This is a genomic window from Alloactinosynnema sp. L-07, from assembly GCF_900070365.1.
Lineage (GTDB): Bacteria > Actinomycetota > Actinomycetes > Mycobacteriales > Pseudonocardiaceae > Actinokineospora.
This window is the reverse complement of record NZ_LN850107.1, coordinates 6,724,122-6,738,385: the sequence shown is the minus strand read 5'-3', so window position 1 is coordinate 6,738,385 and position 14,264 is coordinate 6,724,122. Positions and strand designations below refer to the sequence as shown.

15 protein-coding genes are annotated in these 14,264 nt (G+C 71.6%); 9 read left to right on the top strand and 6 right to left on the bottom strand.

Annotation, left to right across the window (positions count from 1 at the left end; all coding sequences use genetic code 11):
- The first annotated feature begins 19 nt into the window (after positions 1-19).
- Positions 20-967 (top strand): DNA recombination protein RmuC, encoded by a 948-nt coding sequence (gene rmuC, locus BN1701_RS30840; RefSeq protein WP_054054658.1) that lies wholly within the window; start codon positions 20-22, stop codon positions 965-967.
- A gap of 147 nt (positions 968-1,114) precedes the next feature.
- Positions 1,115-2,017 carry a DUF6542 domain-containing protein gene (locus BN1701_RS36150; protein ID WP_054054655.1) on the top strand — a complete coding sequence of 301 codons (903 nt, stop codon included), beginning with the start codon at positions 1,115-1,117 and terminating at the stop codon, positions 2,015-2,017.
- A 561-nt stretch (positions 2,018-2,578) separates the two neighbouring features.
- On the opposite strand, the gene BN1701_RS30830 is transcribed toward BN1701_RS36150, so the two are convergent.
- Positions 2,579-3,541 carry a 4-hydroxy-3-methylbut-2-enyl diphosphate reductase gene (locus tag BN1701_RS30830; RefSeq protein ID WP_054054653.1) on the bottom strand — a complete coding sequence of 321 codons (963 nt, stop codon included), beginning with the start codon at positions 3,539-3,541 and terminating at the stop codon, positions 2,579-2,581.
- A 90-nt stretch (positions 3,542-3,631) separates the two neighbouring features.
- Between BN1701_RS30830 and BN1701_RS30825 the strand changes: the two genes are divergently transcribed.
- From BN1701_RS30825 to BN1701_RS30810, 4 genes are read left to right on the top strand one after another with little or no spacing between them, the layout of a single operon-like run.
- Positions 3,632-4,192, top strand: a complete 561-nt coding sequence (locus tag BN1701_RS30825) for a lipid droplet-associated protein (RefSeq protein ID WP_054054651.1) — start codon at positions 3,632-3,634, stop codon at positions 4,190-4,192.
- Positions 4,189-5,433, top strand: a complete 1,245-nt coding sequence (xseA, locus tag BN1701_RS30820; protein ID WP_054054649.1) for an exodeoxyribonuclease VII large subunit — start codon at positions 4,189-4,191, stop codon at positions 5,431-5,433. The genes BN1701_RS30825 and xseA overlap by 4 nt, the downstream gene beginning before the upstream one ends.
- Before the next feature lie 2 nt (positions 5,434-5,435).
- A complete protein-coding gene (locus tag BN1701_RS30815) occupies positions 5,436-5,852 on the top strand; it encodes a hypothetical protein (protein WP_054054646.1) in 417 nt (138 codons plus the stop codon).
- The gene (locus BN1701_RS30810) at positions 5,849-6,052 is read left to right on the top strand and encodes an exodeoxyribonuclease VII small subunit (protein WP_082860165.1); all 204 of its coding nucleotides are present in this window, start codon (positions 5,849-5,851) and stop codon (positions 6,050-6,052) included. Before BN1701_RS30815 ends, BN1701_RS30810 begins: the two co-directional genes overlap by 4 nt.
- A 231-nt stretch (positions 6,053-6,283) precedes the next feature.
- On the opposite strand, the gene BN1701_RS34895 is transcribed toward BN1701_RS30810, so the two are convergent.
- Complete coding sequence (locus tag BN1701_RS34895) at positions 6,284-6,910, bottom strand: L,D-transpeptidase (RefSeq protein WP_082860164.1); 627 nt, start codon at positions 6,908-6,910, stop codon at positions 6,284-6,286.
- 128 nt (positions 6,911-7,038) lie between these two features.
- Positions 7,039-8,097, bottom strand: coding sequence for a class II fructose-bisphosphatase (gene glpX / locus BN1701_RS30800; protein ID WP_054054644.1), 1,059 nt, complete (start codon positions 8,095-8,097; stop codon positions 7,039-7,041).
- 116 nt (positions 8,098-8,213) lie between these two features.
- Between glpX and BN1701_RS30795 the strand changes: the two genes are divergently transcribed.
- On the top strand, positions 8,214-8,786 hold the full coding sequence (locus BN1701_RS30795; RefSeq protein WP_157368305.1) for a DUF4245 domain-containing protein: 573 nt from the start codon (positions 8,214-8,216) through the stop codon (positions 8,784-8,786).
- A 3-nt stretch (positions 8,787-8,789) separates the two neighbouring features.
- Here BN1701_RS30795 and BN1701_RS30790 read toward each other — a convergent pair whose 3' ends face one another.
- The gene (locus tag BN1701_RS30790; RefSeq protein WP_054054640.1) at positions 8,790-9,767 is read right to left on the bottom strand and encodes an NAD(P)/FAD-dependent oxidoreductase; all 978 of its coding nucleotides are present in this window, start codon (positions 9,765-9,767) and stop codon (positions 8,790-8,792) included.
- A gap of 65 nt (positions 9,768-9,832) precedes the next feature.
- Between BN1701_RS30790 and BN1701_RS30785 the strand changes: the two genes are divergently transcribed.
- Complete coding sequence (locus BN1701_RS30785; protein ID WP_054054638.1) at positions 9,833-11,224, top strand: class II fumarate hydratase; 1,392 nt, start codon at positions 9,833-9,835, stop codon at positions 11,222-11,224.
- Here BN1701_RS30785 and BN1701_RS30780 read toward each other — a convergent pair.
- Positions 11,221-12,081 carry a DMT family transporter gene (locus BN1701_RS30780; RefSeq protein ID WP_082860163.1) on the bottom strand — a complete coding sequence of 287 codons (861 nt, stop codon included), beginning with the start codon at positions 12,079-12,081 and terminating at the stop codon, positions 11,221-11,223. The genes BN1701_RS30785 and BN1701_RS30780 overlap by 4 nt on opposite strands.
- A gap of 133 nt (positions 12,082-12,214) precedes the next feature.
- On the opposite strand from BN1701_RS30780, the gene BN1701_RS30775 reads away from it, so the two are divergent.
- The gene (locus tag BN1701_RS30775; RefSeq protein WP_054054636.1) at positions 12,215-13,633 is read left to right on the top strand and encodes a PLP-dependent aminotransferase family protein; all 1,419 of its coding nucleotides are present in this window, start codon (positions 12,215-12,217) and stop codon (positions 13,631-13,633) included.
- Here the strand turns inward: BN1701_RS30775 and BN1701_RS30770 are convergent.
- Positions 13,596-14,264, bottom strand: a complete 669-nt coding sequence (locus BN1701_RS30770) for a hypothetical protein (RefSeq protein WP_157368304.1) — start codon at positions 14,262-14,264, stop codon at positions 13,596-13,598. The two genes, BN1701_RS30775 and BN1701_RS30770, sit on opposite strands and share 38 nt — an antisense overlap.

The following is a 14,264-nucleotide window of genomic DNA, read 5'->3' as shown; positions in this document are numbered from 1 at the left end:
CGATGGAGGAGGTCGTCCCGTGACCGCCGTGCTCGGCACCGTCGCCGCCGTGCTCGTGCTGCTGCTCGCCGCCGCCGCGGCACTGTTCTGGCGGCTCTACACCGACAGCGTTCGGCGAGCCGACGCCGCGCGCGCCGAAGTCGAGGCCGAACGCCGCCGCTCCGACGCCCACCAGGTCGCCTTGCGCCGCTACGAGGTCGCCTTCGCCTCGATCAGCGGGCGCGGCGAACTGGGCGAACAGGTGCTGGTGGAGACCGCGCGGGCCTTGGGCCTGCGGGAGGGGCTGCACTTCAGCGTGCAGACCGACGTCGCGGGCGGCGGTGCCGTCCGGCCGGACCTGCTCTTACTCGTCGGCGCCGACCGCCGGGTCCCGGTCGACGCCAAGATGAGCCTGGCCTGCTGGGCCGAGGCCGTGGAGACCGACGACGCCGAGGAACGCCTCGACGCGTTGCGGGTCCACGTGCGCAACATCCGCTCGCGCGCGGCCGAGTTGGCGGGCAAGGGCTACCAGCGCTGGGCGGACGCGATCTACGGCACGATCATGTTCGTCCCGTCGGACGCGGCGGTCGTGGCCGCGCTCGACACCGACCCGGACCTGATGCGCTGGCTGCTGGACCGCCGCGTCTTCATCTGCGGCCCCACCGGCTTCGCCGTCATCGCTTCCGCGGCCCTGTTCGCCGCGACCGAGCGGACCATCGCCGACGACGTCACCGCGGTCCGCTCCCGTGCGGCCTCCGCCCACCGGGCCGCGGGCATGGCGGTCGACGCCGTCAACCTGTCCAGCACCCACCTCCAGCGCTTCCTGTCGGCCCGCCGCCGCGAACTCGACGCGCTGGAACTGTTCCGGACCACCGTCACCCCGCTGTCCGACGCCGCCGCCAGCCCGACGCCCCTGCCGGGAGTGCGGCGGGTGGAGGAAACGGTGATCAACGGCCACGACCTCCAGGAGGAGATGCCCATCGACTGAGCGGTTGGGTTAGACCGATCGGCGTATGCGCGGGCTCACACAAATGACTGGTTAGCCGCAGGATGACAGCGACCCAACACCGACGGACTAACGTGTACCGACGTGACCGCGACTCGCGATCGCCACAGCGATCTTGATGATGACCACGTGGAACCCACGTGGGACGAGCGTCCGATCTTCGGCAGGTCGCGTGGCCTGCCATGGTGGGGCGCGGTGTTGCTGGCGTTCGGGCTCACGCTCGTGGCCGCCGTGATCGACATCCAACGGCAGGACACCCTGGGCAAGATCTATCAGGGCGCCTACATCCTGGGCTGCGTCGCGGCGGTGTGCCTGGTGCGCAGGCGCAACCTGTTCGGCCCGATCGTGCAGCCGCCGCTGGTGTTCGCGTTGACCGCTGTTGGCACGGTGCTGGCGTTGGCGCCCGCGTCCCCAGGTGGCGGGCTCAAGACCCTGCTCTTCCAGGTCGCACTGCCGCTGACCAGCAACTTCCCGACGATGGGCATCACCACGGCCGTGGTGGTCGCCATCGGCCTGGGACGCCTGTTCCTCCAGCGCGATCCTGATCCCGATGGATCCGAGGACGCCAAGCCACGCGCCGCGGTCAGCCCCCGGCCCGACGTCGCCGACGACCCGTTCGACGAGGTCCCCGCCCGCAGGCCGCGTCCCTCCGAGGACGAGCGCCGCCGAGTCCCGCGTCCCGGCGGCCGTTCCCGCCCCGCCGACGACCCAGCGAGGCGAGCCGCCCGCACCGACGACCGACCCGGCCGCTCAGCCGACGACCGCGCCCCCCGCCCCGCTCGCGACGACGACCGCTCCGCCCGCCGAGGCGACCCCCGCCCCGCCCGCGAAGAGCGCCCCCGCCGCGACGACGACCGACCCCGCCCCGCCCGCGAGGACCGCCAACCCCGCACCAGCGACCGCCACCGCGACGGCGACCGTCCCCGCCCACCCCGCGACCGCGCCGCCGACCCCCGCCCCCGCGACGACCGCGCGGCCCGCCCGGCACCCAAACGCCAGCCCCCGAGGCGGCCCCGGCCGGAAGACCGCTGACCAACCGCGAGTCGCTCATCCGGCCGTTCCCCACCGGCGCGTGAAGCCCGGACTCCTCGCCGTCCGCGACAAGACCCTGTTTCGGCGATCGGGGGATCAGACTTGACGCGCCAACCGCCCGGTTGTCCACATCCGTCGATTCATCCACAGGGGAACGACGAACCCCCAACCAGCAGCCCTACCCCGATAGACTGGAACAGGGCCGACCCCCCAGGGACAGGGCGGGGGCTGCCTGCGGGCGGTTCGAGTTCTTAAGCGGTCAGTCGCGGGTGGGCTTGAGGTCCTCGTGAAGCGGCAGGGCGAAGCCGAACGCGCGGGCAAGGCGGAACCGGGCGAAGCCGGATGTGCGAGCGGGTAACGCGCGAGCTGGGCGGAACTGGCGGGCCGAACGCGCGGACGGGCGTTGCCTGGTGCCTGGTGCCTGGTGCCTGGTGCGACACCAACGACCAGCCCTCGACTGTGCCAGCGGCGGGTCGCGGGATCTGCGCCAAGGCTGCTTTAGACACAGCCCGCGACGTGTACCAGTACGACGTCGCGGGCGAGACGAGCAGGCGCGGTGGGTCAGTCGCGGGTGGGCTTGAGGTCCTTGCGGAGTTCCGGCGGCAGGGCGAAGGCGATCTTCTCGTTGGCCGTCGTCACCTCGTCGACCTGCCCATACCCGCGCGCGGCCAGCCAGGCCAGCAGGTCCATCACCAGATTGTCCGGCACCGACGCGCCGCTGGTGACGCCGACTGTGGTGACGCCGTCCAGCCAGGACTCATCCACCTCGTGGGCGTAGTCGATCAGGTAGGACGCCTTGGCCCCGGCCAGCAGCGCGACCTCGACCAGGCGCTTGGAGTTCGAGGAGTTGGTCGAGCCGACGACCAGGACCAGATCGCATTCCGGTGCCATGGCCTTGACCGCGACCTGGCGGTTCTGGGTGGCGTAGCAGATGTCGTCGCTGGGCGGGTTCTGCAAATCGGGGAAGCGTTCGCGGAGCTGGTCGACCCGCTCCATCGTCTCGTCGACCGACAAGGTCGTCTGGGACAGCCAGATCACCTTGGACGGGTCGCGCACCACGACCTTGTCGACGTCCTCGGGGCCGTCCACCAGCTGCACGTGCTCCGGCGCCTCACCCGCGGTGCCCTCGACTTCCTCGTGGCCCTCGTGGCCGATCAGCAGGATGTCGTAGTCCTCGCGCGCGAAGCGCTTGGCCTCGAAGTGGACTTTGGTGACCAGGGGGCAGGTCGCGTCGATCGTGCGCAGGTTGCGCTCGGCGGCCTGTTCGTGGACCGCGGGCGAGACGCCGTGGGCGGAGAACACCACGAGGGCGCCCTCGGGCACCTCGTCGGCCTCGTCGACGAAGATCGCGCCGCGGTCGCGGAGGGTCTCCACGACGTGGCGGTTGTGGACGATCTCCTTGCGCACGTAGACCGGCGGGCCGTAGGTCTCCAGCGCCTTCTCGACGGTGATGACCGCCCGGTCGACGCCTGCGCAGTAGCCGCGCGGCTTGGCGAGCAACACACGCTTGGTCGCGGAAGTCATGCCACCCAGGGTACGGGGCCCACCGATGTGGCCCGTGTCTCCGGCCGTGTTCGCTGTGCAGAACGGCTGGACTCGGGCAGGCTAGAGGCCATGAAGTCTCTCCCCCTGCCGTTGCGCCTCGCGGCCGGTCTCGCGGCCACCGCGGTCGAGCAGGCCCGCGACCTGCCCACCAAGCTCGCCGGGTTGCCGGTGACGGTGGCCAGCCAGGCGCTGCAGGTGTCGATGCGGGTCCAGCAGCACGTCACCGAGCTCGCGATCAAGGGCGACGAGGCGCTCGCCGCGCTGCGGCCGGTCGAAGAGGACCCGGACTGGGCGACCTTCGATGAGGACATCGACGACTACGACCTGAGCCGCCCCGCCTTCGACCGGGTCACCGACGACGAACCGGAAGGCGAACCCGCCGAGGACGAGCCCGCCGCGACCGACGACCCGTGGGCGCAGGAGGAGCAGGCGATCACCGTCGCCGTCACCGCGCCGTCGGCCGTGCCGAACTATGACGAGTTGTCCCTGCCGCAGCTGCGGGCCCGCCTGCGCCAGCTCTCTGTCGCCGATCTCGAGGAAGCCCTGGCCCACGAGCGCGCGGGCGAGAACCGCCCCGAGTTCGTCGGCATGCTCACCCGCCGCATCGCGACGGTGCGCGACCAGACGTGACAGGTCCGACCGCAGAAGAGCCGTGGCCGGTCCGCACGGTCGCCCGCAAGATCGCCGAGTGGATCAACCGGCTCGGCACCGTCTGGGTCGAGGGCCAGCTCACCCAGATCTCCGCGCGGCCCGGCACCGGAACCGCGTTCCTGACCCTGCGCGACCCGGCCGCCGACGTGTCGATGACCGTCACCTGCCCGACCGGGATGCTGCGCCAGCACGAACCGCCGCTGATCGACGGCACCCGCGTCGTCGTCCACGCCAAGCCGACGTACTTCCTCAACCGGGGCACCATCAGCCTGCGCGCCGACGAGATCCGCGCCGTCGGCATCGGTGAGCTGCTCGCACGCATCGAGCGCCTGCGCCGCCTGCTCACCGCCGAGGGCCTGTTCGACCCGCGCCGCAAGCGCAGGCCGCCGTTCCTGCCGAAGAAGGTCGGGCTGATCACCGGCCGCGCGTCGGCCGCCGAGCGTGACGTGCTCGTCAACGCCAAGGCGCGCTGGCCCGCGGTGGATTTCCGGGTGGAGAACGTCGCCGTGCAGGGCGCGCTGGCAGTCCCCCAGATCATCGACGCGCTGTCCGTGCTGGACAAGGACCCGGCCGTCGAGGTGATCGTGATCGCCCGCGGCGGCGGCAGCGTCGAGGACCTGCTGCCGTTCTCCGACGAGGCGCTGTGCCGGGCGGTGTCGGGCTGCCGCACGCCGGTGGTCAGCGCGATCGGCCACGAACCGGACACCCCACTGCTCGACCATGTGGCCGACGTGCGGTGCTCGACGCCGACCGACGCGGGCAAACGAGTGGTCCCCGATGTCGCCGAGGAGTCGCAGCGGGTACGCCAACTGCGTGATCGCGCCCGCCGCGCCCTGCACGGCTGGGTCGACCGCGAACGCAGGCTGCTCGACTCGCTGCGCAGCCGCCCGGTGCTCGCCGACCCGGTGACTCCGCTGGTGAGGCGCGCGGAGCAGATCGACGCGCTTGCCGAACGCGCCCGCCGCGCGCTGCTGGGCAGGCTCACCGCGGAGCAAACGGCGCTGCACGCCACGCGCGCCCGCTTGACGACCCTGGGACCAGCCGCCACGCTTGCTCGCGGGTATGCGGTCGTTCAGCACACCGACACCGACGGGACTCCCCGGGTTCTCCGCTCGATCGAGGACGCTCCGGAGGGCACCCGTCTGCGAATCCGGGTCGCCGACGGCGCGCTGCACGCTGTCGTCACCGGCGACGGGGACGAAGTCGTCGAAGGGAGGTAGCCGTGACCGCTCCACGGCCCGCGGTGTCCTATCGGGAGCCGTCGTTCCTGCCGCTGACGGTCTCGACCGCCTCCACCGTCGCGCCAAGGACCCCGGTGCACGCCATGGCAACCAGGGTGGACATCGCCGCCGCCGAATGCTGGACGGCCCTGCTGGCAGGCTGCGACGCCGCGGGCCGCACCCGGCTGCCCGGCCGCCTCCGCGAACTGGCCGAGGCAACGTCACTTTATGCGGGCATCACCTGGTGGAACGGCGACGGCGCGTGCCACCGTGGCCGCATCGACCGGGCCAGGGCCCGCATCGAGGAAGCCGTCGCCGACCGCGACGGCGCGGACTTCGCCGAAGCGTTCGTCGGCTACGACCAAGCAGTGGCCACCGCCCTGGTGCGCGTGCACAACCGATTGAGGAGCCCCCGTTGACCGACCCCGGCTACGAACAGGCCCGCGACGAGCTGGCCGAGGTCGTCGCCAAGCTGGAAGCGGGCGGTCTGCCCCTTGAGGACTCCCTAGCCCTATGGGAACGCGGCGAGGCCCTGGCCAAGGTCTGCGACCGCCACCTGGCAGGCGCCCGTGAACGCATCGAAACCGCCCTAGCCGCAGTCGAGGCAGAGCCCGACTAGCCCCTTTTGCCTTGCTTATCTTTTCTTTGTTTTGCTTTAGGGACCGAAAGGTCCCTGCATTTCCCCCTGCACCCTCGTCCTGGCAATCCCTTGTCCGGAAACAGCGCTGTCAAGGGGCAGCTCGCTGCTCGCGCAGCGACGCCGCAGGCGCCCTTGACAGCGCTGTTTCCGGACAAGACGCTAAAAAACGAGGGAGCGCCCCACCCGACGAAGCACGAACGAGTGAGCGATCTACGCCACGACCTGCACCACAGCACCCACAGCCAACGAGTTGTAATACTTCTGCGCCGCCGCGTTCGACAGGTGGATGCAGCCATGGGACGGAACCTTCAGGCTGCCCGCGTGAAACGCGATACCACCATTGAAGAACACCGAATACGGCATCGGCGCGTTGTTGAACTGGCTGGACTTGTGGTCGATGTCCTTCCAGCCCACCCGGAACGTACCCACCGGCGTCCGGTAACCAGGCTTGCCATGCGTGATCGGGACCGGCCCGTAGATGACCTTGCCATCCTTAAGCAACCACGACTGATTCGCCGACAAGTCGATACACGCCGCGGCAGTCGCCTTGCACGGCGTGCCCTCCGACGGCTGAGCAGGCGGCTTCGTCGTAGTAGTCGGCTTAGGCTTCGGCTTAGTCGTGGTCGTAACCGGCGGCTTCGTGGTCGTCGTAGGAGGAGCCACAGTCGTCGTCGGCTCAACGGTGGTAGTCGTCGTCACCGGCGGAGCCACAGTCGTAGTCGGCTTCACCGTGGAGGTGTCACCGACCGCCGCGACCGGCTGTTCCGTCGTCCCGCACGCGGACAGCAGAGCCATCCCGACGACCATTGCCCCCAACATCGCCTTGCTGACCCGCATGTCGGCTCCTCACCGGCTCAACGTTCATGGTCCCTCGACCACAAGACGCCCACCGACCGCGAAACGTTGCCCTCGACGACCAATCCGTTATCGGCCCGCCCCGGACAACGGGACGGGCCGGGCGGCGGTTACGGCAGCGGGGGCAGTTCCTCGTCGGCGTCGGCGCCGCGGTCGAAATCGACCGAGGAGTACTCGCGGAGCTTGGTCAGCCGGTGGAAGCCGTCGATCATGCGCACGGTGCCCGACTTGGACCGCATGACGATCGACTGGGTGGTGCAGCCGCCCGCGCGGTAGTGCACGCCGCGCAGGAGGTCGCCGTCGGTGATGCCGGTTGCGCAGAAGAACACGTTGTCGCCGCGCACCAGGTCGTCGGTCAGGTAGACCCGGTCGAGGTCGTGACCCGCGTCGATGGCCTTGGCCCGCTCCTCGGCGTCCTTGGGCCACAGCTTGCCCTGGATCGCCCCGCCCATGCACTTGAGCGCGGCCGCGGCGATGATGCCCTCGGGGGTGCCGCCGATGCCGAGCAGCAGGTCGACGCCGGTGTTGGGGCGCGCGGCGGAGATGGCGCCCGCGACGTCGCCGTCGGAGATGAAGTGGATGCGCGCGCCCGCCTCGCGGACCTCGTGGATCAGGTTCTCGTGGCGTGGGCGGTCGAGGATGCACACGGTGACGTCGGAGACGTCGGAGTGCTTGGCCTTGGCGACCCGGCGGATGTTCTCGGCGACCGGGGCGGTGATGTCGACCACGTCGGCGGCCTCCGGGCCCACGGCGAGCTTCTCCATGTAGAAGACCGCCGACGGGTCGAACATCGCCCCGCGCTCGGCGACCGCGAGCACCGCGATGGCGTTGGGCATGCCCTTGGCCATCAGGGTGGTGCCGTCGATCGGGTCGACCGCGACGTCGCAGTCGGGCCCGTCGCCGTTGCCGACCTCCTCGCCGTTGAAGAGCATGGGCGCTTCGTCCTTCTCGCCCTCGCCGATCACGACGACGCCGCGCATCGAGACGGTGTGCACGAGCTTGCGCATGGCGTCCACCGCGGCCTGGTCGCCGCCGATCTTGTCGCCGCGGCCGACCCAGCGGCCCGCAGCCATCGCCGCGGCCTCGGTGACCCGGACCAGCTCCAGCGCCAGGTTCCGATCGGGTGCCTCCCGGCGGCGCGTGGCGGGGCTGGTGGTCGAGGTGTTCATTCTGCCTCCCGGATCGGGTTTCCAGACCACTGCGCATCTTCCCAGATCAGGCGCCCGGAAGCGGCATCCGCGGCCCCGTGCCCCTCGTCACGGCCCGGGCCTGCGACGATGGCCGGGTGGCAGAGAAGCGCGACCGGTCCCAGCACGGCCTCCGTGACATGGTCATGTCCCTGACCGCCCTGCTGCTGATCATCGGCGCGCTGCTGTTCTTCAACCGCGGCTGTTCGTTCAGCCCGGGCACCCCGGAGACGGACTCGGCCATCGCGCCCACCGTCGACGCGCGCGCCGACCTGACCCGCTACGCCTCGTCGGTCGACTTCCCGATCCGAGTGCCGTCACTGCCCGCGCCGTGGCGGGCCAACTCGTCGAGCTCCGGCCCGGTGGCCCCGGCCTCGGTGGTGGTCCGGGTCGGCTGGCTCACCCCAGGCCGGTTCGTGCAACTGAGCCAGTCGGGGGCGCCCGCGGCGGACGTCGTGTCCGTGGAGACCGGGCAGAAGGACTCGAAGCCGACGGGCTCGGTCGAGGCGGGTGGCCGCTCCTGGCAGGTCTTCCCTGGCCGCCGCGACGAGAAGGCGTGGGCGACCGAGGTCGACGGGGCGACGCTGGTGATCACGGGCAGCGGCTCGGAGGACGACTTCCGCACGATGGCGACCGCCGTGCTGGCCGCCACCCCGGTCACGCGTCCGTAGGCGCTACTCCGCGTTGCTGGAGTGGCCGGGGAACAGGTGGGCCTCGGGGTTCAGCGCCACCGCGATGTTGTTGACCGCGGTCGCAGCCTCCCCGAAACCGGTGGCGATCAGCTTGACCTTGCCTGCGTACGCGGCGACGTCGCCCGCCGCGTAGACGCGGTCGCGCGCCGTTCGCATGGTGGAGTCCACGGCGATGGAGCGGTGGGCGATCTCCAGGCCCCAGGCCTCGATCGGGCCGAGGTCGGCGGTGAAGCCGAGCGCGGCGACGACGGTCTGGGCGGGCAGCGCCTCGGTCTCCCCCGCCACCTTCACATCCACCTCGCGCAGCCCGGACTCGTCGCCGCGCAGGGCGGTGACCTCGGCGTCGGTGATGATCCGCACGCCGAGGTTCTCCACCTGGCGGACCGTGGCGGGCATGGCGCGGAACTTGGCGCGGCGGTGGACGAGGGTGACGCTGCGCGCGATGGGGTGCAGGGCCAGGGCCCAGTCGAAGGCCGAGTCGCCGCCGCCGACGATCACGACGTCCTGGCCGCGGTGCACCTCGAAGGACGGCACGAAGTGGACCATGCCGCGGTCGAGCCAGCCGTCGCCCGCGGGCAGCGGGCGGGGGGTGAACTCGCCGATGCCCGCGGTGATCAGGATGGCGCCCGCGCGCACGACGGTGCCGCCGTCGAGGCCGATCTCGAACTTTCCGTCCACTTCGGACAGCTCGTGCGCCCGCCTGCCGAGCAGGTAGGTGGGCTTCCACTGGTCGGCCTGGTCGACCAGTGCGTTGATCAGGTCCCGGCCGCGCACGGCGGGGAATCCCGCCACATCGAAGATCATCTTCTCCGGGTACATCGCGGTCACCTGGCCGCCCGGCTCGGGCAGGGAGTCGACCACGACGGTGCTCAGTTCGCGGAACCCGGCGTAGTACGCGGCGAACAGGCCGGTGGGGCCCGCGCCGACGATGAGGAGGTCGACATCGATCGGAGCCGTCATGACCAACACCCTATGTGCCGAAGGTGACCATGCCCAGCTTCCAAAACGGGGTGAGACTGGACGGTATGGCCGACTACCGCATCGAGCACGACACCATGGGTGAGGTCCGCGTCCCCGCCGACGCGCTGTGGCGGGCGCAGACCCAGCGCGCCGTCGAGAACTTCCCGATTTCTGGGCGCGGTCTCGAACGCGCCCAGATCCGCGCGCTCGGGCTGCTCAAGGCGGCCGCTGCCAGGGTGAACGCCAAGCTGGACGTGCTCGACGCCGACGTCGCCGAGGCCATCGCCGCGGCGGCGACCGAGGTGGCCGACGGCGCGCACGACGCGCAGTTCCCGATCGACGTGTTCCAGACCGGGTCGGGCACGTCGTCGAACATGAACGCCAACGAGGTCATCGCGACCCTGGCGACCCGCGCGCTGGGCCGCGAGGTTCACCCGAACGATCACGTGAACGCGTCCCAGTCGTCCAACGACACCTTCCCCACCACGATCCACGTCGCCGCCACCGAGGCGCTGGTCGAGGACGTCATCCCGGCGTTGTCGCTGCTGGCCAAGGCCATCGAGGACCGGGCGGCGGGGTGGGCGGACGTGGTCAAGTCCGGCCGGACGCACCTGATGGACGCCGTCCCGGTGACCCTGGGCCAAGAGGCGGGCGCGTGGGCCGCACAGGTGCGCTACGGCGTCGAGCGGCTCGAATCGGTCCTGCCCCGGCTCGGTGAGCTGCCCATCGGCGGCACGGCGGTCGGCAGCGGCCTCAACGCGCCCGAGGGCTTCGGCGCCGCGGTGGCCGCCGAACTCGCGGGGATCACCGGCCTGCCGCTGACCGAGGCCCGCGACCACTTCGAGGCCCAGGCGACCCAGGATTCCGTGGTCGAGGCCTCCGGTCAGCTGCGCACGGTCGCGGTGTCGCTGTTCAAGATCGCCAACGACCTGCGGTGGCTGGGGTCGGGCCCGCGCACCGGCCTGGCCGAGCTGGCGCTGCCGGATCTGCAGCCAGGTTCGTCGATCATGCCTGGCAAGGTCAACCCGGTGATCCCGGAGGCGACGATGATGGTCGTGGCCCAGGTGATCGGCAACGACGCCGCGGTGGCGTTCGCGGGCACCCAGGGCAACTTCCAGCTCAACGTGATGCTGCCGGTGATCGCCCGCAACGTGCTCGAGTCGGCGCGGCTGATCGGCGCGGTGGCCCGGCTGCTGGCCGAGAAGGTGATCGCGGGCGTCGAGCCGAACGTCGAGCGGCTGCGCGAGCAGGCCGAGTCGTCGCCGTCGATCGTGACGCCGCTGAACTCCTACCTCGGCTACGAGGAGGCCGCGTCCATCGCCAAGCAGTCGCTGGCCGAGCGGCGCACGATCCGCGAGGTCGTCATCGAACGCGGCCACGTCGAGGCGGGCAAGCTCACCGAGGCCCAACTGGACGAGGCGCTCGACGTGCTTCGGATGGCCCGCGGCGGACGCTAGGCCTTCAGGCCGAACACGCAGCCCATCGCGACGACGACCGCCCCGAGCACGGCCGCGGCGGTCAGCGGCTGGGCGCCCAGAGCCACCGACACCGCCAACCCCGAGACCGGCATCGCGCCGATCAGCACCGCCGCCCGGCCCGCGCCGAGCAACTCCACACACCGGTACCAGAGACAGAAGGCGACCACGGTCAACACGGCTACCGCGCCGATGGCGGCGGACTCGGTGGCGGTCGGCGCCCGCAGGACACCGTCGAGCGAGACCGCGAGCGCCGCTCCGCACACCACCGCGATCGCGTGGCACCAGAGCGCGACGGAGAAGCCGCCGAGCCGCTGGACCGGGCCGACCGCGAAGAGGGTGAATGAGGCCTCGCCCAGCATCGTGAGGATGGCCAGGAACAAGCCGGGGCCGTGCCAGGAGCCGCCGCCGGACAGGATCACCACCCCGACGACGGCAAGGCCCGCGCCCGCGAGCGCGCGCACGGCGGGCCTCGACCTGGTGAGCATCGGCGCGATCATGGCGATGACCAGCGGACTCCCGCCGAGGACCGCGGCGACCAGCCCAGGGTCGGCCGACCGCTGGGCGGCCAGCAGGCAGGCGTTGAAGCCGAGCATCCCGATGGCGACGACCGCCAGCAGCGCGGGCATGTCCCGCCAGGCGGGCGGCCGGATCCGCACCCGCAGGGCGGCCGCCCAGGCGACCAGGAGCAGGCCGCCGAGGGCATAGCGGACGGCCTGGCCCGCGAACAGCGGGTAGTCCACCAGCAGGCCCGACACCGGAACACTCGCCCCGACGAAGGCGCACGCCAGGGCCCCGGACCCGATTCCGAGACGGGCTGGGGCGGCGGTGATCGTCATATGGTGAGAGTCGCGGACCAGTGGCCTAGTCAGAAGAACCACCCGAGCCCAGGAATATTGGTCCACTTGACCAACTGGACCAGGCTCACGGTTGGACGCCCAGCCCAAGTGGTCCGGACATAGGCTCGATCCTGTGACAGTTCAATGGTCCACTTTTCGGGAACTCCTGCTGCCGAACGTCCCCGAGACCCCCAAAGGACATCGCGGCCGGACACTGGAGGCGGCCCTGCGGGCGGCCATCCGCGACGGCCGCCTCCCGCTCGGCACCCGCCTGCCGTCGACCCGCGACCTGGCGGGCCAGCTCGGCGTGGCGCGCGGCACCGTCACCGCCGCCTACGCGCAGCTCGTCGCCGAGGGGTTCCTGGTGACCAAGCACGGGTCCGGAACCGCCGTGGCCTGCACTCTCGTCCCGCCCGACCCGCGTAGGCCGGACCCCGCGCCCGTCGAGTCATGGCGCTACGACCTTCGGCCCGGCCTGCCCGCCTTGGGCGCCTTCCCGCGCGGGTCGTGGCAGGCCGCGGCGCGGGCGGGGCTGGCCGCGCTCAGCGACGACGAACTGGGCTATCCCGATCCCGCCGGGCTGCCCAGCCTGCGCGCCGAGCTGGTCGGGTACCTGGGCCGGGTCCGCGCGGTCGACGCGGGCGACGTCCTGATCACCCACGGCGTCGCGGAGTCGCTGGCCCTGCTCGCCCAGGTGCTTCGCCAGGACGGGCACCGCGAGATCGCCGTCGAGGACCCGACCCATCCCGGGTCCGCCGAGGTGTTCACTGCCCATGGGCTACGCCCGATCGGCGTGCCGGTCGACGACGAGGGGCTACGGGTCGATCTGCTCGCGCGGAGCGGCTGCCGGGCCGTCCTGGTAACCGCCGCGCACCAGTTCCCGCTGGGTGTCGTGCTGAGCGCGCGGCGCAGGCGTGAGCTGCTGGCCTGGGCCCGCGATACCGACGGGCTCGTCATCGAGGACGACTACGACGCCGAACACCGCTACGACCGGCCCGCCGTGTCCGCCACCCAGGCGCTCGACGCCGAGCGGGTGGTCTATGTCGGCAGTGTCAGCAAGGTCCTCGCGCCCGCGGTCCGGCTCGGCTGGCTCGTCGCGCCACCCGAGCTGAGTCGGCGGCTGGTGACCCGCAAGCGGCTGTCCGACCTCGGCTGTTCGCCGCTCACCCAGGCCACCTTCGCCCAGCTGCTCGGCACCGGCCGCTACGACCGCCACCTGCGCCGCACCCGCCAGCTCTACCGCGGGCGCCGCGACGCCCTGCTCGACGCCGTCGCCCAAGCCCTCCCCGACTGGCGGGCCCACGGCGTCGCGGCGGGTCTGCACCTGGTCCTGCGGCTGCCGGACGGCACCGATGACCGCGCGCTGAGCGAGCAGCTCGCGGCCATCGGGATCAACGCCCCGCCCCTGTCCCACTACCTGCTCGACCGAGCGGCCCCGTTCCCCGGTCTCGTCGTCGGGTACGCTGCGACGACCCCCGACCGGTTGCGCGCCGCCGTCGGCGAGATCGCCGCCGTCACACGCTACAAACGTCCACACTGGACTCAAGGATGATCTTGACCAGCACGGCGGATGCGTTGAACTGCATGCGGTACAACGCTTTCGGGTTGCCCGGCACCCGCACCGTGGGGCCGTGCGCGTAGTCGAAGCGCGCCGGGTCGAAGTCGGGATAGGTGGCGTGCACCTGCGCCGCGGTCCAGCCGACGTGCATGCCCTCGGGCGTGTGGATCCAGGCCTCCGCCTTGGGGTGGATGGCGAACACGCCGTGCTCCTCGCTCACCACGGCCCGGTCGAGCGCGGTGATCGGCAGCGCGGGCCATGGCGCGCACAGCTCCCCGCCGCCCTCCGAGGTGCGGTCGAGCATGCCGAGCGCGTCGGCCGCGTCGGCGGACATGCCCAGTTTCAGCGTCTGCCAGCCGAACGGCCCGATCACGTCGTTGCCGCCCGGGACCGGCTTGGTCACCTTCGTCGGCTTGGTCGCCGATGTCGGCTTGGGCGCGGCGGTAGGCGCCTTCGACGGGCCCCCCATGGTCTCCACTTCGGACGGACGCGGCACCGGCGTCGTCGCCGGAATGGCTACCACAGGTGAGGACTCCGGCGCCGCGGCGGGCGTCGGCGCCGCACAGCCCGCCGTGACCGCGGCGACCGCGCACACCCCGACCGCGACCCGCGTGATGACTCCCAT

What these genes read in the sequence shown, in the direction of transcription:
- BN1701_RS30830 (WP_054054653.1), bottom strand. Translation starts at nt 3,541, where the DNA reads ATGACTTCCGCGACCAAGCGTGTGTTGCTCGCCAAGCCGCGCGGCTAC.
- BN1701_RS30825 (WP_054054651.1), top strand. Translation starts at nt 3,632, where the DNA reads ATGAAGTCTCTCCCCCTGCCGTTGCGCCTCGCGGCCGGTCTCGCGGCC.
- BN1701_RS34895 (WP_082860164.1), bottom strand. Translation starts at nt 6,910, where the DNA reads ATGCGGGTCAGCAAGGCGATGTTGGGGGCAATGGTCGTCGGGATGGCT.
- glpX (WP_054054644.1), bottom strand. Translation starts at nt 8,097, where the DNA reads ATGAACACCTCGACCACCAGCCCCGCCACGCGCCGCCGGGAGGCACCC.
- BN1701_RS30790 (WP_054054640.1), bottom strand. Translation starts at nt 9,767, where the DNA reads ATGACGGCTCCGATCGATGTCGACCTCCTCATCGTCGGCGCGGGCCCC.
- BN1701_RS30785 (WP_054054638.1), top strand. Translation starts at nt 9,833, where the DNA reads ATGGCCGACTACCGCATCGAGCACGACACCATGGGTGAGGTCCGCGTC.
- BN1701_RS30780 (WP_082860163.1), bottom strand. Translation starts at nt 12,081, where the DNA reads ATGACGATCACCGCCGCCCCAGCCCGTCTCGGAATCGGGTCCGGGGCC.
- BN1701_RS30770 (WP_157368304.1), bottom strand. Translation starts at nt 14,264, where the DNA reads ATGGGAGTCATCACGCGGGTCGCGGTCGGGGTGTGCGCGGTCGCCGCG.